This is a genomic window from Klebsiella sp. HN106 (assembly GCF_051209435.1).
GTDB classification, from domain to species: Bacteria; Pseudomonadota; Gammaproteobacteria; order Enterobacterales; family Enterobacteriaceae; genus Klebsiella; species Klebsiella oxytoca.
Map to the genome: position 1 here is coordinate 1,160,221 of NZ_JBLURD010000001.1, position 19,853 is coordinate 1,180,073.

General features: G+C 54.1%; 19 protein-coding genes and 1 pseudogene. 8 read left to right on the forward strand and 12 right to left on the reverse strand.

Features of this window, described 5'->3' with window-relative positions:
* Nucleotides 1-2 precede the first annotated feature (2 nt).
* Genes ACSIPU_RS05485 through ACSIPU_RS05500 form a run of 4 tightly spaced genes read left to right on the forward strand, consistent with a single transcriptional unit; the run spans nucleotide 3 to nucleotide 3,410 of the window.
* On the forward strand, nucleotides 3-530 hold the full coding sequence (locus ACSIPU_RS05485) for a fimbrial protein (RefSeq protein ID WP_024274432.1): 528 nt from the start codon (nucleotides 3-5) through the stop codon (nucleotides 528-530).
* Between the two features lie 12 nt (nucleotides 531-542).
* Entirely contained in the window at nucleotides 543-1,043 is a 501-nt protein-coding gene (locus tag ACSIPU_RS05490; RefSeq protein WP_064356544.1) for a fimbrial protein, read from the forward strand.
* A gap of 17 nt (nucleotides 1,044-1,060) precedes the next feature.
* Nucleotides 1,061-1,966, forward strand: a complete 906-nt coding sequence (locus ACSIPU_RS05495) for a fimbrial protein (protein WP_004103588.1) — start codon at nucleotides 1,061-1,063, stop codon at nucleotides 1,964-1,966.
* On the forward strand, nucleotides 1,953-3,410 hold the full coding sequence (locus ACSIPU_RS05500; protein ID WP_196557470.1) for an EAL domain-containing protein: 1,458 nt from the start codon (nucleotides 1,953-1,955) through the stop codon (nucleotides 3,408-3,410). The genes ACSIPU_RS05495 and ACSIPU_RS05500 overlap by 14 nt, the downstream gene beginning before the upstream one ends.
* A 38-nt stretch (nucleotides 3,411-3,448) precedes the next feature.
* Here ACSIPU_RS05500 and ACSIPU_RS05505 read toward each other — a convergent pair whose 3' ends face one another.
* Nucleotides 3,449-4,777 (reverse strand): 6-phospho-alpha-glucosidase, encoded by a 1,329-nt coding sequence (locus ACSIPU_RS05505; protein ID WP_023321262.1) that lies wholly within the window; start codon nucleotides 4,775-4,777, stop codon nucleotides 3,449-3,451.
* A gap of 11 nt (nucleotides 4,778-4,788) precedes the next feature.
* Entirely contained in the window at nucleotides 4,789-6,324 is a 1,536-nt protein-coding gene (locus tag ACSIPU_RS05510) for a PTS transporter subunit EIIC (RefSeq protein WP_196557469.1), read from the reverse strand.
* 259 nt (nucleotides 6,325-6,583) lie between these two features.
* Here ACSIPU_RS05510 and ACSIPU_RS05515 point away from each other — a divergent pair.
* Nucleotides 6,584-7,282 (forward strand): annotated as a pseudogene (locus tag ACSIPU_RS05515) (GntR family transcriptional regulator).
* Between the two features lie 118 nt (nucleotides 7,283-7,400).
* On the opposite strand, the gene ACSIPU_RS05520 reads toward ACSIPU_RS05515, so the two are convergent.
* From ACSIPU_RS05520 to ACSIPU_RS05535, 4 genes are all read right to left on the reverse strand, one after another.
* Entirely contained in the window at nucleotides 7,401-7,739 is a 339-nt protein-coding gene (locus ACSIPU_RS05520) for a DUF1869 domain-containing protein (protein ID WP_004113900.1), read from the reverse strand.
* Between the two features lies 1 nt (nucleotide 7,740).
* Complete coding sequence (locus ACSIPU_RS05525; protein ID WP_004103600.1) at nucleotides 7,741-8,073, reverse strand: DUF1971 domain-containing protein; 333 nt, start codon at nucleotides 8,071-8,073, stop codon at nucleotides 7,741-7,743.
* Between the two features lie 210 nt (nucleotides 8,074-8,283).
* On the reverse strand, nucleotides 8,284-10,206 hold the full coding sequence (locus ACSIPU_RS05530; RefSeq protein ID WP_004103601.1) for a putative bifunctional diguanylate cyclase/phosphodiesterase: 1,923 nt from the start codon (nucleotides 10,204-10,206) through the stop codon (nucleotides 8,284-8,286).
* A gap of 10 nt (nucleotides 10,207-10,216) precedes the next feature.
* Nucleotides 10,217-10,714: a molybdopterin-dependent oxidoreductase gene (locus ACSIPU_RS05535; RefSeq protein WP_004103602.1), complete on the reverse strand. Its 498-nt coding sequence runs from the start codon at nucleotides 10,712-10,714 to the stop codon at nucleotides 10,217-10,219.
* A 303-nt stretch (nucleotides 10,715-11,017) separates the two neighbouring features.
* On the opposite strand from ACSIPU_RS05535, the gene shiA reads away from it, so the two are divergent.
* Both shiA and ACSIPU_RS05545 read left to right on the forward strand, forming a co-directional pair.
* Complete coding sequence (gene shiA, locus ACSIPU_RS05540; protein ID WP_004103603.1) at nucleotides 11,018-12,352, forward strand: shikimate transporter; 1,335 nt, start codon at nucleotides 11,018-11,020, stop codon at nucleotides 12,350-12,352.
* A gap of 9 nt (nucleotides 12,353-12,361) precedes the next feature.
* Nucleotides 12,362-13,093: a lipoyl protein ligase domain-containing protein gene (locus ACSIPU_RS05545; protein WP_196557468.1), complete on the forward strand. Its 732-nt coding sequence runs from the start codon at nucleotides 12,362-12,364 to the stop codon at nucleotides 13,091-13,093.
* Here the strand turns inward: ACSIPU_RS05545 and ACSIPU_RS05550 are convergent.
* A complete protein-coding gene (locus ACSIPU_RS05550; RefSeq protein ID WP_064344235.1) occupies nucleotides 13,086-14,003 on the reverse strand; it encodes a LysR family transcriptional regulator in 918 nt (305 codons plus the stop codon). The genes ACSIPU_RS05545 and ACSIPU_RS05550 overlap by 8 nt on opposite strands.
* Before the next feature lie 113 nt (nucleotides 14,004-14,116).
* Between ACSIPU_RS05550 and ACSIPU_RS05555 the strand changes: the two genes are divergently transcribed.
* Entirely contained in the window at nucleotides 14,117-14,506 is a 390-nt protein-coding gene (locus ACSIPU_RS05555; protein ID WP_142477818.1) for a tautomerase family protein, read from the forward strand.
* On the opposite strand, the gene ACSIPU_RS05560 is transcribed toward ACSIPU_RS05555, so the two are convergent.
* The 5 genes from ACSIPU_RS05560 to ACSIPU_RS05580 all read right to left on the reverse strand — a co-directional run bounded on the left by ACSIPU_RS05560 (nucleotide 14,503) and on the right by ACSIPU_RS05580 (nucleotide 19,498).
* Nucleotides 14,503-15,507, reverse strand: a complete 1,005-nt coding sequence (locus ACSIPU_RS05560) for a LacI family DNA-binding transcriptional regulator (RefSeq protein WP_004113902.1) — start codon at nucleotides 15,505-15,507, stop codon at nucleotides 14,503-14,505. The genes ACSIPU_RS05555 and ACSIPU_RS05560 overlap by 4 nt on opposite strands.
* A gap of 123 nt (nucleotides 15,508-15,630) precedes the next feature.
* The gene (locus tag ACSIPU_RS05565) at nucleotides 15,631-16,572 is read right to left on the reverse strand and encodes a sugar phosphate isomerase/epimerase family protein (RefSeq protein WP_004103608.1); all 942 of its coding nucleotides are present in this window, start codon (nucleotides 16,570-16,572) and stop codon (nucleotides 15,631-15,633) included.
* Nucleotides 16,569-17,018 (reverse strand): PTS sugar transporter subunit IIA, encoded by a 450-nt coding sequence (locus ACSIPU_RS05570; protein WP_004103610.1) that lies wholly within the window; start codon nucleotides 17,016-17,018, stop codon nucleotides 16,569-16,571. The genes ACSIPU_RS05565 and ACSIPU_RS05570 overlap by 4 nt, the downstream gene beginning before the upstream one ends.
* Before the next feature lie 23 nt (nucleotides 17,019-17,041).
* A complete protein-coding gene (locus ACSIPU_RS05575; protein ID WP_004113905.1) occupies nucleotides 17,042-18,052 on the reverse strand; it encodes a Gfo/Idh/MocA family protein in 1,011 nt (336 codons plus the stop codon).
* A 21-nt stretch (nucleotides 18,053-18,073) separates the two neighbouring features.
* A complete protein-coding gene (locus ACSIPU_RS05580; RefSeq protein WP_016809178.1) occupies nucleotides 18,074-19,498 on the reverse strand; it encodes a sugar porter family MFS transporter in 1,425 nt (474 codons plus the stop codon).
* Between the last annotated feature and the right edge of the window lie 355 nt (nucleotides 19,499-19,853).

Sequence of the window (19,853 nt, forward strand, 5' to 3'; positions counted from 1 at the left end):
TGATGAGAAAAACCCTGTATCTGTTGAGCGCCCTCGTCTCGCTGGCGGCCAGCAACGCCGGCGCGGCGGACAGTACCATTACTATCAGCGGCTACGTTCGCGATAACGCCTGCGCCGTGGCGGGTGAATCAAAAGATTTTACCGTCGATCTGATGGATAACGCCGCAAAGCAATTCCATGCGGTTGGGGCAACCACGCCGCTGGTCCCCTTTCGTATTGTGCTGTCGCCCTGCGGTAGCTCGGTTACCGCGGTGAAGGTCGGCTTTGTTGGCGTTGCCGACAGCATCAATAGCGATCTATTAAAGCTCGACGGCGGGGCTTCGGCGGCGGCGGGGATGGGCGTGCAGATCCTTGACGCGCAGCAGACGATGCTGCCGCTCAACGCAGCCTCATCGGCCATTGCCTGGACCACGCTGACGCCCAGCCAGCCCAACACCCTGAACTTTTATGCCCGGCTAATGGCCACCCAGCTACCGGTCACCGCCGGGCACGTTAATGCAACCGCGACCTTCACGCTTGAATTTCAGTAACCGGAGGCTGAAATGAAATGGACTCATGCACCCTGGCTGCTGGCGGTAATGATGGCCTTCGCCAGCACCCCCCGCGCCGCCGACGTGACTATTACCGTTAACGGCAAAGTGGTGGCTAAACCCTGCACGGTCTCCACCGCTAACGCCACCGTCGATCTCGGCGATCTTTATACCTTTAGCCTGGTCTCCGCCGGCTCTTCCTCACCCTGGCACAGCGTGGCGCTTAACCTCAGCAACTGTCCGGTCGGCACCTCGCGGGTCACCGCCAGCTTTAGCGGCACGGCGGACGCCACCGGCTACTACAAAAACCAGGGTACCGCCGGCAACATCCAGCTTGAGCTGCAGGACAATGGCGGCACCACGCTGAACACCGGCGCGAGAAAAGAGGTCCAGGTGGATGACGCCACCCAGTCCGCCAGCTTCCCGCTACAGGTCAGAGCGCTAACGGTCAACGGCGGCGCTACCCAGGGAACGATTCAGGCGGTGATTAACGTCACCTATACCTACGCCTGAGCCAGGAGAACAGAGTAATGAAAAAGATAATCCCCCTGCTGATGACGCTGCTGCTGGCAGGCTGGTCGTTTAACGCCTGGTCTTTCGCCTGTAAAACCGCGGCGGGCGTGACCATTCCCATCGGCGGCGGCTCGGCGAACGTGTACGTAAACCTTGCGCCGGCGGTCAGCGTCGGGCAGAACCTGGTCGTGGATCTTTCGACACAGATTTTTTGTCATAACGATTTTCCGGAAACCATGACCGATTACGTGACGCTCCAGCGCGGATCGGCCTATGGCGGCGTGCTGTCGAGCTTTTCCGGTACCGTCAGGTATAACGGCACCAGCTACCCGTTCCCCACCACCAGCGAAACGGCGCGGATGACCTACAACTCGATAGTCGATAGACCCTGGCCTACCGTTCTCTATCTGACGCCCGTCAGCAGCGCAGGTGGGGTCGCCATTTCCGCCGGTTCGCTAATCGCTGTCCTGATCCTGCGCCAGACCAATAACAAGGATAACGACGACTTCCAGTTCGTGTGGAACATATACGCCAACAACGATGTCGTGGTGCCAACCGGCGGCTGCGACGTTTCTGCTCGCGATGTGACGGTGACGCTGCCGGAATATCCCGCTTCGGCCGCCATTCCGCTAACGGTTTACTGCGCGCAAAACCAGAACCTGGGCTACTACCTCTCCGGTACTACGGAGAACGCGGCCAATTCGATATTTACCAATACCGCATCGGCCTCTCCGGCCCTGGGGGTTGGCGTTCAGCTGACGCGCAACGGCAGCGTCGTTCCCGCGAATACCACTGTGTCGTTAGGCAACGTGGGAACCTCGGCGGTCAGCCTTGGCTTAACCGCCAACTATGCGCGCACCAGCGGACAGGTGACCGCGGGTAATGTGCAGTCAATTATCGGGGTGACTTTTGTTTACGAATAACCTCCCGGAGAGTGACGGCATCCTGTCGCCCTGTTCGCTGGTCACAGAGGGCCTGGTGCGGTTGATGGAAGACGGGGGCGCCCGGCCCGTGGTGTTAACCTCAGCGTCACCGACGCTGCCCCCTGACGTACGCCGTCTGGTGGTGTTTCTCCCTGAATCCCCTGTTCGGCTACTCTCAACCCTGAAGCGTGCCGCTATGCTGCTGGAACAGTCCGCAACGCCGCTACCGATGCTGTTTCTCAGCCGCAGCCCGGCCAGTTGGCTATGGTCCACCCTGCTACACCAGGTCGCAGAGCGGCGTCAGCTTTCCGCGGTGCGGGCGGCCGCCTCCGACCTCCCGGTCCCCTGTCTGGCGGCGCTACTGCGCGACGTCATACCCGAGGGATATCCTTCCCTTGAACAGCTGGCAGATGAAGAAGCGCGGGCATTGGGTAAGCGCCCTGCCGGGCTAACCCGACCGGAGCTGAACGCCATCCTCGGTTTGCTCTGCGGATACCGCGCCAGCGATCAGGCCAAACGCCGCGGCATCAGCCACAAGACGCTCTACAATCAAAGAACCGCAGGATTGAAAAAAATGGTGGAACACCACCCGCAGATGGCCGCCCGCTTTCCCGGCAGTCAGATAAGAGAACAGAAAAGCGAGCCCATCGCCGCCCTTTGCGCTTTCGAGCGTGAATTTGTCCATGCAATCCATAGCCGACAAATTTTCCCGGTTTTCCAGCCCATAACCGATGAACATCGTCAGCTAAGGGGGATGGAGATCCTTGTCCGCTGGCGCCGGAACGGCAGCGTTTTGTTTCCCGCTGATTTTTTACCGCAGCTACGCTCGGAATATGCGTGGCTGGTGCTCACTGCGTTTGTGCTGCAGGAAGCCGTGCAGAATATCAATCTGTACAGTGGTGAATTTTATTTCGCAGTGAATATTCCCGCGGCTGTCGCCAGCAATGAAAACCTGATCCGCATGATGGAAACCGCGCGCCAGCAGCTGCGTCAGCCGCAAATATCGCCGCGGCTGGTGCTGGAGCTTGCCGAAAATGCCGACCTCAGCCGCCACGGAAAAATAGCCGGAAATATGGCCCGGCTACAGCAGCGCGGCTTCCGAATTATGCTTGATGACTGCTTCTCGCAAAGCAGCGTGCTGTTCCCGGTGCGGGCGTTGACGTTCAACGCCTACAAGCTGGATATGGGCATCATCAATGATATGCAGCGCGATGCGCACGCCCTGGCGCTGATTAAAAGCCTCATCTACTACTGCCGGCTGATCGGCAGCCGCTGTATTGCCGAAGGCGTAGATAGCCTGGAGAAATTCAACAAACTGAAAGCGCTGGGAGTCGACCATTTTCAGGGAAACGCCATCTCGGCGCCGGTTGGCAGAGAAAACGTGGCGGAGATCATACAGCAACTCTCCGGCGAAGCGGAGTATCCGTCCGGCATCGCAGTGTAGGTAACCCCCGATGAAATACATCGGGCGTTAGCGGCACTTTAGCTCAGCTCCGGCCAGTAACCACGATTGGCCTCGATCAGTTCATCGAGAATAGCTTTCGCAACCGACGCGCTCGGAACCGTTTTGGACAAGGTCAACGCCTGCCAGAGCTTTTGGTAGCTTCCTTCAACCCAGGCGTCGACAACCAGTTTTTCCACCGCGACCTGCTGCTCCATCAGCCCCTTTTGAAACAGCGGTATTTTCCCCATCGCCAGCGGTTCGGGACCGTTAACGCCGACCAGGCAAGGCACTTCAACCATCGCGGTCTCGTCAAAATTCGCGATAGCGCCGTTGTTCTCTACAATCAACAGCATCCTTTCCTGGGTATTAAAGGCGATGGCGCAGGCGAGATCGACAATAAAGGTGGCATGCGCCCCGGCATGGAAATGCGCCGCTTTGGCGCTCCGCCGGGCGACAATGTCTTTCGCCATATCGAATACCTCTTTCTCTCTTCCGGCCATCACCTCATTCGCGCGCGTAAAGTTCGGGTCCGAGTGGGCTACCTCGTAGTCGGCATAAAAATAGTATTTTAGGTAGGTATTGGGCAACGTGTCGGTATCCAGCGCAAAGACGTCCTTCACCTTTTTGAAGGTCTCAATCCAGCTTGGCGCTTTGTGCTGAAAATCCTCTTTCGGACTGCAATACCCCAGCTCAGACACATGCTTTTTTAACGTCGGCATTAAATCATTACCGGCCTTATCGGTAATGCTGGTCCACCAACCGAAATGGTTGAGGCCGAAATAACGCACGTTCATCTCTTTACGTGATTTCAGACCAAGGATATCGGCGAATAATCCTTCAATTGCCACCGGCATATCGCAGATATTAATAATTTTAGCCGCTGGCCGTAATCGACGAGTGGCCTCGGCAACGATCGCCGCCGGATTGGAATAGTTAAGCATCCACGCGCCGGGGGAGTACGTTTCCATATAGTCAACCAGTTCAAGTACCCCGGCAATGGAACGCATACCATAAGCGATACCGCCAGGGCCACAGGTTTCCTGGCCAATCACGCCATGCTTAAGCGGTATTTTCTCGTCCTTTTCGCGCATCTCATAGAGGCCGACGCGAATATGGGCCATCACAAAATCAACGCCGGTAAAAGCTTCCTGCGGATCGGTGGTGTAGCTAAAAGCCACTTGCGGATAACGTTCAGCCACCAGAATCGCGCAGGCTTCACCGATCACGCGCTGGCGATCGTGATGATTATCATAGAGACGAATTTCGCTCAGCGGAAATCTGTCCATATTTTCCAGCAGCATCATAATAATCCCTGGAGTATAGGTACTGCCGCCGCCAGCTATCGTAACAACAAATTTATTTTGCATCTTCCACCTCATTATTCATGTACATCTAAATAGCGATCCACAGCATTACGGATTTTATTCACCCCTAAACCATAAATAACCTGAACGTGATTACCTTTGATAATGACGCTGGTACCGCCGCTGGTTTTCAGAATATGTTCCTGAATTAATGCCGGGTCCCGCACGTCAACCCGAAGTCGGGTAAAACAATTGCCGACAGAACACACATTGTCTTTCCCGCCAAGCCCCAGAATGACCTTTTCACCGGAAGCCTTAGCTGGGACGCTTGCGCTCGCCGCTCGGCTTAGCGCCTCATCCTGTTGTTCCTGGCCTGGCGTACGCATCCTGAAACGCAGAATCAGGAATTTACCGATAAAATACATCGTCGCTGTTTCCGCTAACCCCAGGGCGACAAAAACAGGCCAGCGCGTCAGATGGGCTCCCGCCGGTATGTTATAAACAATAAAATCGATAATGCCGTTGGTTGCGCAGACCCGAACATCGAGTAGCCACGCCAGCATCTGGAAAAAGCCATCCACTAACGAATAAACCAGCCATAACACCGGTGCGGTGAAGATAAATAAAAACTCAAAAGGTTCGGTTATCCCGACGAGGAAGGAGGTCACAATCAGCGGGATAAGCGTGACTTTCAACTTTTGTTTATTTTCAGGTTTCGCCGTCTTATAAAAGGCCAGGGCCATTCCGGCCGTGCCAAAAATTTTGACCATTCCATAGGTCAGGAATCGCGCCGAGTCGCTTAACGCTCCCCCGGTGTTACCGGCAATTTCAGCGAGAAAAATGGGCTTTGCCCCGACTATCGTCTGTCCATCAATTAACAGCTGTCCGCCAATAGAGGTAAAAACGAAGGGTGACCATATGAGATGATGTAAACCGGTCGGGATAAGAAAACGATTGAGAAAACCATACAGAAAAACGCCGGCGGCGCCGAAAGTTTTCATGACGCCGGTCAGCGCCGATATACCGTGTTCAACAATTGGCCAGAAATAGACCGTGGCGATGGCAAACACGCCGACCAGCGGGATCATTACGATCAGAACCAGCTTGCTGTTGCCATAAATTGAGAATGCGCCGCGAAACTCGATATCGATAAAGCGGTTATGAATGAAAGCCACCGCGCAGCCCAGAATGATGCCAAGAAACACGCCCATATCGATGACCTGGAAACCGAAAATAAAGGTTTGCCCGCTGCCGTAAAGCTGCGCGTTGCTGCTCCCCTCAACAAGCCGCCCGGTCAGAGTAAGCCAGCTATTATTGGCCGCCAGGTACATAAACCAGGTCATTGCGGCGACAAACGCGGCTTCCGCTTTGCGAGTTTTTGCCAGCCCGCTCGCCAGACCGAGGCAAAAGAAGAAGCCAAGATTGTTCATGATTGCCCAGAGCATACTGGAAGCATATTTCCCCAGCAGGAAAAGCGAGCTGTCTTCTGCCACCCATAATTTATTGGTGGTCATACTGAGCAACGCAATCAACAGACCCACAACCGGCAGATATAAAACCGGCCCAATCATCGCCCTGGAAAAATCTTGTAATTTTTTTACCCCGATCATCCTCTTCCCCTCTCCTGCTTATCGACTGCCAGCGCTCAGAACTTGCGAATCAGCCTATGCGCCAGAGGGGATTAATCAGAGGAGATAAAGCGTCATCTGTGATGAAAGTCATATATCTTCGGAAGTAATAGATATATAAATAAAAACAAATAACTAGATGACCAGTTTATGAATACCTTGCGAATAAAAATATTAAATATAAAAATCATATAGTTACATTTATTCCCCAACAATTCACTTCGCCATGAGACATCTATAAGTGATATACAAATCCATTGCCGAACGGCTGAAAAATCGCATCAACAGCGATGAGTTTGAAGTCGGAGATGCGTTACCGAGCGAGAAAGCGTTAGCCAGCGAGCTACAGGTATCAGTGATGACCATCCGCAAAGCGCTAACGCTGCTGGAAAGGGAAAAATTGATCGTCAAACGCCACGGCAGCGGTTCATACGTTGCGCGAAAGAGCAATTATCACGGCGGGGAGCTTGATGGGTTCAACTATCAGATGCATATCGTTGGCGAGACTAACTATCGCAACAAGGTCATCGAGTTCACTATGCTCGATGCGCCTCTGGCCATCGCACAACAGTTAAAAATTGAGCCCGGAGAAAAAGTCTATTATGTCAGGCGCATTCGGATGATTGATGACGTGCCCATTCTGATAGAAAACAGCTATATACCGGTAGCGATTTTCCCATGGCTTAGCATCGGAAATCTGGAAAGGTCAAAATTTAACTACTTTAAGAAGGAGTGCAACATCACCATTCTGGAAAGCCACCGTAGCTATTCCCCGGTTCTGGCCACCCGCGAATAAGCGGAACTCCTGCAGGTTGCGCAAAACAGCCTGCTGCTACGCGTGCAATCGATCAGCTATGCGCAGAATAATCTCATCGTCGATTTATCCGATATTTACCAAAATACCAATAAATACAATGTAAAATATATCACTCGCCGTTGAAGGATAGTTAAGCCCGGAGTTTCGGCTTCTCCAGCGGCGCGTCTCTCAGCCGTGATGCCCGCCAGCAGGTCTGCGGCAAGGTTGCGAAGCGGCAGCTGGCGGTTCGGCTCCGTTACGCTTACCAGCCGCAGACGTTAGTCTCTTCGTCGGACTCGTAGCCGCGCACGATATTAATCAGATCTTTTACCGCATCGGCAGCCGTCTGCGGATCCTGCAATTCAGCCAAAGTTGCAAATTCACTGTCGACCGACACGCCATTATTATTGTTGGTTACCGTTACGATAAATCCCTTATCCCCGGCGTTATCGACTGAGAGATCGGAAATAAGCTCAGCGATGGCCTGCGCTGCGATATCAGGCACGTACAGAGCCATGGGCTTAAGATACACTTTTTCTTTTTTATCTTTATTATTGCCGTTGATTACCGCTAACGCATAACCTTTATTTTCACTGTTCATATTATCCCTCGATAAGAATTTTAGGATCAACGTAAAAGTCGACGTTAAATACGGTGTCTTCCGTTAACGCCTCAATGCAGTGCCATTTTTCGGGTGGGAAAACGCCAAACTCCCCTTCAGCAATGGTCAGGGTTTCGACCGGATCCGGGCTGGTCTCATCAGCGTAGCCCAGATAGCGTATCGCGCCGCGCATCACCGACAGTCGTGGGTAGACGCCCTGCCGGGTGCCCGCGTCCAGATGCCGCTTCCAGATCGACGCTGGCGCCGTCTCTTTTGTCCACAGCGGGGTGCTACGGGTATGCACATAGTGGGTCGGGATGATGATTCGCTGCATGATTCTGCCTCTCTTTACGCCCGCGGCACGGGGCCGAAAACAGGAAAATATGTTGCATATCATATACCCCTTTTAATCACTGAGGGTATTATTTTTTATCAAAATCGTTTCCCCCCTCTATTTCTACCCATTAGGGATTAGACCACTTACTAAAATAAATACGGGCGAATTCAGCTACGCTAAAGTCGCCCGCAAATAAACACAAATGACTTATTTCCCTGCTGAAGTAAGCGGCCCCGGTTTACCGATCAAATAGCCCTGAACCAGATCACAACCTAATTTTCGTAACGACTTCAGCTGTTCTTCCGTTTCGACGCCTTCTGCCACAATTCGCATATGCAGGCTTTTACCCATGCTGATGATCAGGCGCACGATATCCAGATCGTCTTGCTGATGGGGTATATTAATAACAAATGATCGATCGATTTTTATCTTATCAAACGGGAAATAGCTTAAACGCGAGAGCGACGAATAGCCAGTACCAAAGTCGTCAATAGAGATCTGCACGCCAAGCTCACGCAGCTGACTCAGGATCTCTAACGAGCGGGTATTTTCATTAAATACGTCAGACTCGGTAATTTCCAAATCCAGCCGATACGGATCCAGCCCGGTTGTTCTTAAGATAGTTACCACGGTATCGGTCAGTGAACTGTTCATTAACTGAACCGGCGACACGTTAACCGACACCTTGAGCGGCGACGACCAGCTGGCGGCCGCTTCACAGGCGGTTTTCAATACCCACTCGCCTAACGCATTAATCAGGCCGATTTTCTCCGCCACCGGGATAAATTCCGTCGGCGGAACGCTGCCGCGTAGCGGATGAAACCATCGAACCAGCGCTTCATAGCCGTAGATTTCACCATTCATGGCATCGGCAATCGGCTGATAGTAAACCCTGAACTCCCCTCTCTCGAGCGCCTGCATCAGGTCATCTTCGAAAGATTTATTCTCCTGCTGGCGCTGAAGCATACCGGGGCGGAATATCTGGACGTAACCGGAGCCCTCTTTTTTCGCTTCATACAGCGCCAGGTCGGCGCATTTGTATAAATAGTCGGTGCGACTTTCTCCGTCAGAGATGACAATCCCGATACAGGCGCCGATCTGAATCTGCGAGTCGTAAATCTGATACGGCTGGCTAATCTTTTCCCGGATCACCGTTGCCCGCTCCAGCGCCATCTCTTCGCTAAGATCGTGGGTCACCAGAGCAAATTCGTCTCCCCCCAGTCGGTACAGCGTTTCTGACGTTTTACGAAAAAATGAGAGACGGCTGGCCAAATCCTGCAATAGCTTATCTCCGGCGTCATGACCCTGCGTGTCGTTGACGTCCTTGAAATTATCCAGATCGAACAACATAACCACCGCCGAGCCGTGATAGGGCCGCACCTGGTTAACCACCTCCTGCAGGCGTTGCCAGAAAGAGAGCCGGTTGGGCATCCCGGTCAGCGAATCATGATAGGCATCGTACTGCAGCCGACGGTTTTGCACCTGTAGCTTTTCTTTGGAAGCCTGCAGATCGGTAGCCAGTAATTTCATCCGCACGTGAGCGCGACGCAGGGTGTTATTCTGCTTCAGCATCAACATCCCGAGCGTGATACAGAGAATAATCAGCAGAATAGAAATGGCCGAATAGATGTAATAGAGGTTCTGTATTTTATCGTGGGTGAGATTAACCAGATTAAAATCCTGGGCGAGAGAGGTGGACGCGAGCGAGGTCAACGGCCCGTCCAGGGTGCTCATCTCTTGTAACATCAGCTTCAGCTGTGCTGTCGTCATGGTATCCAGCTGCTTATCCAGCCGGTCCAGAAGAGTAATCAGGCTGTCAACTATCGCCTTACGATGAGGATCTTTGCCGATAAACTTTCCCAAATCACCCTGCTGCAGCAGCGCAATCTGGCTCATCATGATTTCCAGACGCAGGCGCACCTCATCGTGGTCGCTTCCCTTTACCTCCAGCCCCATCGCACTCAGTCGCGCCTCAAGACGCATGTACTCGGAGACTATCTGGGAAACGGACCACGAATCAGTATAACGGGTTAATTTTTGCAGCTCACTTTGCCGCTCATGGACCAGATAAGTAATGTAACCGGTCACAATGAAGAGCGACAAAATAATGGCAGTGAGTATTCGATTCAAGATCAAACCCTTACTCAATTATAATCTTCGAAACCTGCCATGCCGAACGGGAATAATAAATCTGATTCTGCAATTCCGGGCTACTGTCGTAGGGATAAACAATAAATAAAGGCCCTTTATCACGAATGCGCATATATTCGCCGTTCATTTTTAAAGCCAAAATTACTGGAAATTTATGAAAGTCATCGATGGGAACAATGGTGGTGTAATCATTCAGCGCCAGCACCCGCGCCGACTTGCCTTTGGCACCGACTAAATCCATGAGTTTACTGAGGGAAACGCCGTCAAAGCGAACCTTTCCCGAATACCACGGGGTGGTTGTTACGATCGTTTCCATGCCCAGTTTTTCCAGTGCCGCCACATCAAAAACGGCGGTATCGCCCTCATTCGTATTAGTAATCAGGCCGGAAATAGTTAAAACGGGTTTACCCACGGGCGCCGGCAGTTTTTCTGCAAAAGCGGAAGGCAAAACCATGACACAAAATAAAGCTGCAAAAATTAAACGCATTTAACTCACCCTTCCGAAATTGGAGACTTGTTAATTATAAACCATTTAAGTCATTTCTTAAAAGGTGTCCTCAGCGGCTACAAAAATTTAAATTAAACACAATAAGCCAAGTCCTAAGCTCGCATTCCGAACGGCCCAGCCGGGCTGCACCCGGCCGGTCAGGCAAACGCTTAATGCCTTTAAACACGCAGAGCAGGTAAAAATCTTTTCACTTGCCCTTCTGCGCGGTAGTCTCAGGACAGGCGCGAATTCGGAAAGCGTCTCATTCCAATAATTAGAAACTTAGCAACAGACAGGACAGGTATGGAATCAACGTTAATTTCTCAGGGCTCCGGCAAGGAGGCATGTTCTCTCAACCGCGCCCGCAGAGCGGCCTGGGGCAGCTTCGCCGGGGCCGTGGTCGACTGGTACGACTTTCTTCTCTATGGCATCACCGCCGCGCTGGTATTTAACCGGGAGTTTTTCCCGCAAATCAGCCCGGCAATGGGTACCCTCGCCGCGTTTGCCACCTTCGGCGTCGGTTTCCTCTTTCGCCCGCTGGGCGGCATTATCTTCGGTCATTTCGGCGATCGCCTCGGGCGCAAACGCATGCTGATGATGACGGTGTGGATGATGGGGATCGCTACCGCCTGCATCGGTCTCCTGCCCTCGTTCAACCAGATAGGCTGGTGGGCGCCAGTTCTGCTGGTTCTGCTGCGCGCCGTACAGGGTTTTGCGGTGGGCGGAGAGTGGGGCGGCGCGGCGCTGCTGGCGGTTGAGAGCGCGCCGAAAAATAAGAAAGCGTTCTACAGCAGTGGCGTGCAGGTGGGTTATGGCGTCGGATTGCTGCTCTCAACGGGGCTGGTGTCGCTGATAAGCGCCTGTACCACCGATGCGCAGTTCCTTAGCTGGGGCTGGCGTCTGCCGTTCTTGTTTAGCGTCGTGCTGGTGCTGGCGGCGCTCTGGATCCGCAACGGCATGGCGGAATCTGCCGAATTTGAACAGCAGCAGCGCGAACAGCAGCAACAGCCGCAGAAAAAGCGTCTGCCGGTAGTAGAAGCGCTGTTCCGCCATCCGGGCGCGTTCTTAATGATTATCGGTCTGCGCCTGTGCGAACTGCTGACAATGTATATCGTCACCGCCTTCGCGCTTAACTACTCCACGCAGAATCTCGGCCTGCCGCGCGAGCTGTTTCTTAACATTGGCCTGCTTGTCGGGGCTATCAGCTGTCTGACGATCCCCTGCTTCGCCTGGCTGGCGGATCGCTTTGGCCGACGCCGCGTCTATATCACCGGAGCGCTGATCGGCACCCTCAGCGGTTTCCCGTTCTTTATGGCGCTCGAAAGCCAGTCATACTTCTGGATCCTGTTTTTCGCGCTCATGCTGGCGAATATTGCGCACGACATGGTGGTTTGCGTCCAGCAGCCGATGTTTACCGAAATGTTCGGCGCCAGCTATCGCTACAGCGGGGCCGGAGTGGGATATCAGGTCGCCAGCGTCGTCGGCGGCGGTTTTACGCCGTTTATTGCCGCCGCTCTGGTCACCCTATCCGGAGGCTCCTGGCATAGCGTTGCGATCTATTTGACCGTGGGTTGCCTGCTATCTGCCCTTACGGCGATGCTGATCAAACCTTGTCGCCACGGCGATGAACCGCTTTAAGGAGTTACCATGATTCAGGAGCCCTGCTGGCCGCAGCGCTTTCATCACCAGCAGCTGCCGCTTCACTACTGCGCCGATCCGACGCTTGCCGAGCAGCCGCTGTTTGACCGGGCACGCGACGGGGAAGCGGTGGCCCAGTTCTGGCAGGCCCCGCAGGGATTTGTGGTGCCGGGAAGCTATCGCAAATTTGCCGAACTCCCGGCGGTAAGCGAGCAGTTTGCCAGCCGGGGATGGCCGGTCTGGCAGCGCCGCTCCGGCGGCGGCCTGGTCCCGCAGGGGCCGGGAATTGTCAATCTCAGCCTGGCCTGGCCGGTTTATCACTCGCTGGGCGAAGCCGCAGAGCCGATTTATCTTTTCCTCTGCGGCCTGTTGCAGAGTACGCTTTCAACCTTTGGCGTAGCCAGCCACTTTCAGGCAGTCAGCGGTTCATTTTGCGATGGACGCTATAATCTGGCCTGCGGCGAAGGCGGGCAGGTGCGAAAAATAGCCGGCACGGCCCAGTACTGGCGCCCCATGCCGGCAGGACGGGGCCATGTGGTCCTCGCGCACGCGGTGATCCTGCTGGACGTCGAGCTGCAGGCTGCCCATCGGGCGGCCAATGATTTCGAAGCCCGGCTCGGCAGCGGACGGGTATACCGAGCCGAGAAAACCGTGACGCTTGCCGAACTTGTGACACAACCAGCCGATTTGCTCCCCCGCTTTCGCGAGGCGCTGGTGCAGGAGTTACAGAATATTAGCTGAAGGTCGTCTTCAGATAGCGGCTAAAGGTCTCTACTGCCCGCGATACGCGCGGCGCATAGGGGCGAATAACGTAGAGACTTTCCGCAAACACATCCACCGGCCGCCATTCCGGCAAGAGCTCCTGTACCAGCCCGCGGCCAATCGCCTCCCTGGCGCTAAAATCCGGCAGTAAGGCAATTCCCAGCCCCGCCAGCACCGCATCGCGCAGGGATTCGCTGTTATTGGTGGCAAATGGCCCCTGCACCTTCACGCTCACCCGCTCGTCGTCGCGCTCAAAGGTCCAGTGCGGGCTTTGCGGCCCGCGCGGGTAGGTCAGGCATTGATGCTGACGCAACGCGTCAGGCGAATCGGGGCGACCAAAGCGACGAATGTAGTCCGCCGAGGCGACCACCAGGGTTGCCGTACGGCATAGCGGCCAGGCTACGTGGGTCTCCGGCAGCAGCTCGCGACGACAGTGGCGAATGGCAATATCAAACCCTTCGCTGGCGAGCGACACCAGCCGATCGGTCACCTCCAGCTGCAGATGAAGCTGCGGGTGCTGATGCAGAAAAGGCGTGATGGCCGGAACCAGTTGCTGTCGAGAGAACGCCACCGGCGCGGTAAGGCGCAGCGTTCCGCGCAGCGGGCCGCCCTCATCATCGCAGGTGCCGGTAAAAATCTCGCGGATCTGCCCAAACGGTTCGTTTAGTTCCGCCACCAGCCGCTGGCCATCTTCGCTTAGGGTCACGCTGCGGGTGGTGCGGTGCACCAGCGTCTTGCCGGTGACTCGCTCCAGTTCGCTTATTTTCTGGCTAATGGCGGACTTGCTGACCGCCAGCTTTTCCGCGGCGCGAGTATAGCTTTTTTGCTCCTCCAGTACCGTCAGCCAGTACAGGTGGGTCCAGTAAATGTCCGGGCGGATTTCGCTCATCATGATTGTTCACAGAGAAAAACAATGAGTTCAAATATAGCGGTTTTTACCGACTTCAGCACGAGGTAGCATCTCTTTCACCGAGGTAAATCCGACAATAAGGACCATCTGCTATGCCATTACTGACGTTTGATATCATTGAAGGACGCAGCGAAAACGAGATCAAAACCCTGCTGGATGCGGCACATCGCGCCGTTGTGCAGGCGTTCAAGGTGCCAGAGCGTGACCGCTACCAGATTGTTCACGAAAACAAAGCTTACCATATGATTATTGAGGATACCGGGCTGGGGCTGACGCGAAGCCGGGACATAGTGGTGGTGAGGGTTTATACCAGCCCGCGCAGCGAAGCGCAGAAGCAGCTTTTTTATGCCACTCTGCAGGCTGAGCTTGAGGAGCACTGCGGTCTGAGCGGCGAGGATCTCATGATCTCGGTAATCAGCAACCACAAAGGGGACTGGAGTTTTGCTCACGGCGTAGCGCAGTATATTACCGGCGACCTTTAGCTCTGCCGACGATGCGACTGGCGCACGATGGGTTCCCCGGTGCGCCACGTCGCCGTCGGCCCTTCAGCAGCATCAATGAGCCGATTCAACGCCTCTTCCACCAGCCGCTCCCGTCGCTGATCGTAGGTCGTTAGCTGCCATTCCGGCGCCGCCGCCTCATCGATATTATCGAAACCGACAATACCCATCGTTAAATCGCGCTCGCGCAGCGCCTGAAGCGCGCCTATCGCCAGAATATCGTTTTCACAAAACAGGGCATCTACTCTTTCGCCTGCGGGCGTCGCGTCCAGATAGTCACTCATCGCCGCATATCCCCGGGTACGTAAATACTGGCCGGCAACCAGCAGAGTATCAAGCCGGCAGCCTGCCTGCTCCAGCGCCGCTTCGTATCCTTCCATCCTCATTAAATGGTGGGAAGCGGTATCCGGACCCTTCATATAGCCAAAAGTGCGATGCCCCTGCGCCAGTAGCAGTTCAGCAAGCTGCTTTCCGGCAAGCCGACCATCGATATTGACCACCTGGATTTCCGGATGATCGGTATTACGGCCAATCTGCACCAGCGGAACGCGATGAATTTCAGTGGCAATCGCGATAAGTTCCGGTGTCAGCACCGTGGCCATAAACAAGATACCGTCAACCTGGAGCTGGTAAGCCAGCGCCATCGCTGTGCGGGTATTTTCTTCGTCGGTGACGTTAATCACCAGCGCCATGTAGCCGCGATTCTGCAGCTGGCGAGTCACTTCGTTAAGCAGCAGCACCATGTTGGGATTGCGTAACTCGTCGACCGCCACGCCAATAATATGCGTTTGCTTTTGCGTCAGGCTACGCGCCAGTAAATTTGGTCGATATCCCAGAATATTAGCGGCTTTCATCACCTCTTCCCGGGTTTTGGGCTGGATGGAGGCCCCGGGGGTAAATGCCCGGGAAACCGTCCATTTGGAGACGCCAGCGAGTAATGCAACGTCGCTGGCGGTCGCTTTTTGTCGTTTTGGGGCGCTCATACTCGGTTTTAACGTTCCTGATAAAAAACATCCAATAGAACGTAAAATACAGCAAGATAGAATCCGCTCAACAAAAAACGCGCCGCGTTCTCCCGCCCCCCGGAGGGAAAACGCGGCCCGTTGTCACTGACTTAATGTGGCGTTGAGGGCATCAATCGACGTCCGTAGCCCTGCTTCAACGCTCATCGTCAGGTCCTCCATCTCCAGCGACACATAACCGTTATATCCGGTCATGCGCAGCACCGAGAAGAACTCTTTCCACCACTTCAAATCCTGTCCACAGCCAACCGCCACGTAGTTCCAGGTGCGGGTTTTGGTCTGCGTGACCGGCTGGTATTCCAGTAAGCCGTCGACATCCGCCAGCCCGCGTTCAATACGCGCGTCTTTACCGTGGACGTGATAAATCACCCCTTCAAGCTTACGGGCTGCGGCAATCGGGTCTGCCCCCATGGCGATCAGATGCGACGGATCGAGATTCATGCCGATTATGTCGCCAACCGCCTCACGCAGGCGCAGCAGCGTGCTCGGGTTGTAAACCAGCTGGCTGGGGAATTCCTCGAGAGCAATCTGTTCGATGCCGTGTTCAGCCGCATGGCGGGTAAAAGCCTGCCACCAGGGAATAGCAACCTCGTTCCACTGGTAATCGATCACGCCTGGCATATAGTCCGGCCAGGAAACCGTCGAGGTGATCCAGTTAGGTATTTTATCGTCCGGCCCGCCGCCCGGCAGGCCGCTCATCATGACAATCTTTTTCACCCCCAGCTTTGCCGCCAGCTCGACGGTACGATAGCTGCTGGCGGTATGCTTCTCGCCCAGCGCGCCGGGGGCCAGCGGGTTACCCGAACAGTTCAGCGCAACGATCTCCATTCCGCGCTTTTCCAGTTCTCCGCGAAACGCCGCCAGCGCTGCCGAAGAAGCCAGCAGTTCTTCAGTTTTAACATGTGGACAGGGCGACCAACCGCCTGCGGTCATCTCCACGCCCGTAATGCCGTACTGCTTGACGCGATCGAGCATTTCCGGGAACGCCAGGCCGGCGAGAACATCGGTACAGAGTGCCAGTTTCATATTCTATCCTTCTTAAATGAGTGTCCTTCGAGGATCTGCATAAACGCGTCTTTGCTGTCGGCGCTGGCCAGCAGCGTGGTTTTCACTTCGTCATCAAGCAGGTCTGCCAGATCCGCTATAACATCAATGTGTTCATTATTTTTTGCCGCCACGGCGACCACAAGGAAAGCCACTTTCCCCTCCCCCCAGCCCACGCCATCCGGGAACTGAAACAGCTGGAAACCGGTTTGCCGCACGAGGTCGATCCCCTCTTTGCTACAGTGGGGCATCGCCACTCCCGCCCCGAGCCAGGTAGAGAGCGCCTTTTCGCGATCCACCATCGATTCAAAAAAACCCTCGCTGACGTAGCCGCTGGCCTGCAGGGAATCCGCGGCAATACGCAGCGCCTTTTTCTTTGAATTCGCCCGACAGCCAATAAAAATATCTTCTGGTTTCAGCGTTAACATGCGCCTCTCCCTTCGTTAATGGGTCAGCGGTAGAGCGCCGGACACTCCGGCAGAGAGACCGCGTGCTTTTCGCCATCCTTCAGCGATGCCAGGCCAGCATCGCATACCATCGCCACGACAAATCCGTCCCACGATGATGGCCCGCTCATCTCCGCCCCCAGGTTTACCCGGTCAACGAAATTCTGCACCTCGCGATCGTAGGCGGTGGCGAAACGTTCCATACAGGTTTTGGGGATAGCACGGCTATAACCCTGTGCCGAACGGACGGTGGTGAGAGCCTGTTCGGTCAATGCGCTAATGGCATTTTCGCCAATCACTTCACAGCGAATGTCGTAACCATAATCGCAGTTAACAAACAGCTCATCATCAATACGTACGCCGGATTCGGTTTCAAAAATCACAATCAACGGATCCTGCAGATGCGCGCAGGCTCTGCGCGTTTTCTTCTGTGGTTTATCGACGCGTACCGAAACGATATTTTCGTTAAGCAGATAGCGGATAATATCGATCTCGTGGGTCGCCGAATCGTTAATCGCCATCTCCAGGGTGTAGCTTTCTGGCACGGAGGCGTTGCGATGTGCGCAATGGATGAGCAATATTTCCCCCAGTTCACCGCTATCCAGAGTCGCTTTAAGCTGGTTGTACCCTGGGTCGAAACGGCGCATAAAACCCAGCTGCAGCATACGTTTGCCGTAGGCCACTTCAGCATCAATAATCGCTTTGGCTTCATCCGCGGTTGGGGTCAGCGGCTTTTCGCAAAACACCGGTTTACCTGCCTTGATGGCCGCCAGAATTTGTTCTTTATGTACCGGACCAATAGAACAAATAAAGATCGCATCCACGTCGTCCGATTGAATCATTTCGACCGCATCGTAATAGGGTTGAGCGCCATATTCGCGGGCAATAGTGTCGGTAACATTACGATTGATATCGCAGACGGCGCTGACCCTGGCGTTCTGAATCACCGTCTGAAAACGCTGGAGATGATCGCGCCCAATCATACCTAAACCAATTAAACCGATATTAACTGTCATATATTCCTCCATGTCGCTAAATCAGAATCTGAATTTTTGTTCAATTTGTTCAAGGGTTAAGCCACGGGTTTCCGGCAGGAACTTCACCAGCAGAATCAGCATTATGACGTTGGTTACCGCGAAGAAACCGAAGGTCATTCCGCCGCCGTAGCTGTTGAGTAAAATCGGGAAAATAGACTGAATGATGAAGTCAAATATCCATAAACCGAATACCGCAAAACCCATACCCAGACCGCGCATCCGCAGCGGGTAAATTTCCGCAAGCATCAGCCAGAACACCGGTGCGATCCAACCCTGCATAAAGGTCAGAAACATCAGCATCAGGGCAAGGATGATGTAGCTGGCGCCGGTAAAGTTGGCGTGCAAGCCACTGACGCCATCAACGGTTTCCATATGGAAGAAGAGCTTGAACGAGAGACCAATCAACACCAGGCTAAGGGTGACGCCGATCTGTCCGGTAAAGAACATTTTCCGTCGGGAATGCCTGCCAATTAACAGCATCCCTAGTAGCGTGGCCAGAATAGACACGACGCCATTAGCCACGGCGCCGGTCACCGCCGCCGCATCGCCAAGTCCGGTGGCTTTCAGCACCGTCGGCGCGTAGTACATAATGGTATTCACGCCGGTTACGCGCGTTGCCAGCACAATCATCAGCCCGATCAAAATCAGCTGCAGCACCCATTTTTTCTTCAGCTCGTCAACAAATCGGCCATGGTTGATGCCAATCTGACTCACCTGCTGGATATCGCGGATCTCCTGCTCCACCTCTTCAGGCCGACGAATCGTTTTCAGCACCGCAACCGCTTTGTCTATTTGCCCCTTACGCACGAAGAAGCGCGGAGACTCCGGCATTACCAGCATTCCAATCCACAGCAGCGCGCCGGGCAGCGCCGGAATAGCCAGCATCAGCCGCCAGTTGTGCGACATGTCGGGATAGAAATTGACGATGGAAGCGTTGACGGAGTAAGCGAGAAATTGCCCGGTGACGATCATCAGTTCGTTGACCGTCACCAGCCGTTCACGCTGCGCGGGCCGCGCCAGCTCTGAAATATAAATCGGCACCGTCACTGACGCACAACCAACCGCCAGGCCGAGGATAAAGCGGGCGATTATCATCGACGACATATCCCACGCGACGGCGGTACCGAGGGCGCCAAAGATAAAAATCACCGCTACCCACAGAATATTTTTCCGCCGCCCCTGGCGGTCGGACAGCCAGCCGCCGCCAACGGAGCCGATTGCCGCGCCGAATAATAAAAACGATGTCACCAGCCCTTCCTGCAGAGGAGTGAGGCCAAGATCGTTCTTCATGAAAATCAGCGCGCCGGAAATAACCCCGGTGTCATAGCCAAAACACAGCCCACCAATGGTTGAGACGAGGGTTATTAATCTGATTTTCTTATCATTATCTGTTTTACGACTTTCAGTTATCACATGATCGGTCATTTTGTTGTCCTGTCAGGGATGAGCGTTCTATCGTTTTGTTTTTATGAATAAAAAGATCACATTGCCGATCCAGATACGGCAGGTTCTGGCATCAGGAATACATTTGCACCTTTTTGCACCCGGGTGCATTATTTAACAACTTGTTATACTCTCACGGATTAAAAAATCCATAACAAGTTATTTTGAAATATTCATTTCGTTAAGGGCGTCAACTTTTTGCTCATTGAATGGCCAATTTTGTCGATCGCAGTCACGATCCGCAGAGCTTGTCGCTTTCGGGGGGAGCAAAATGCGTGGTTCAGGCTAATGGCTGGGGAGGAAGGCTATACGAAGGGGAACCCGTGGATTAATCCGC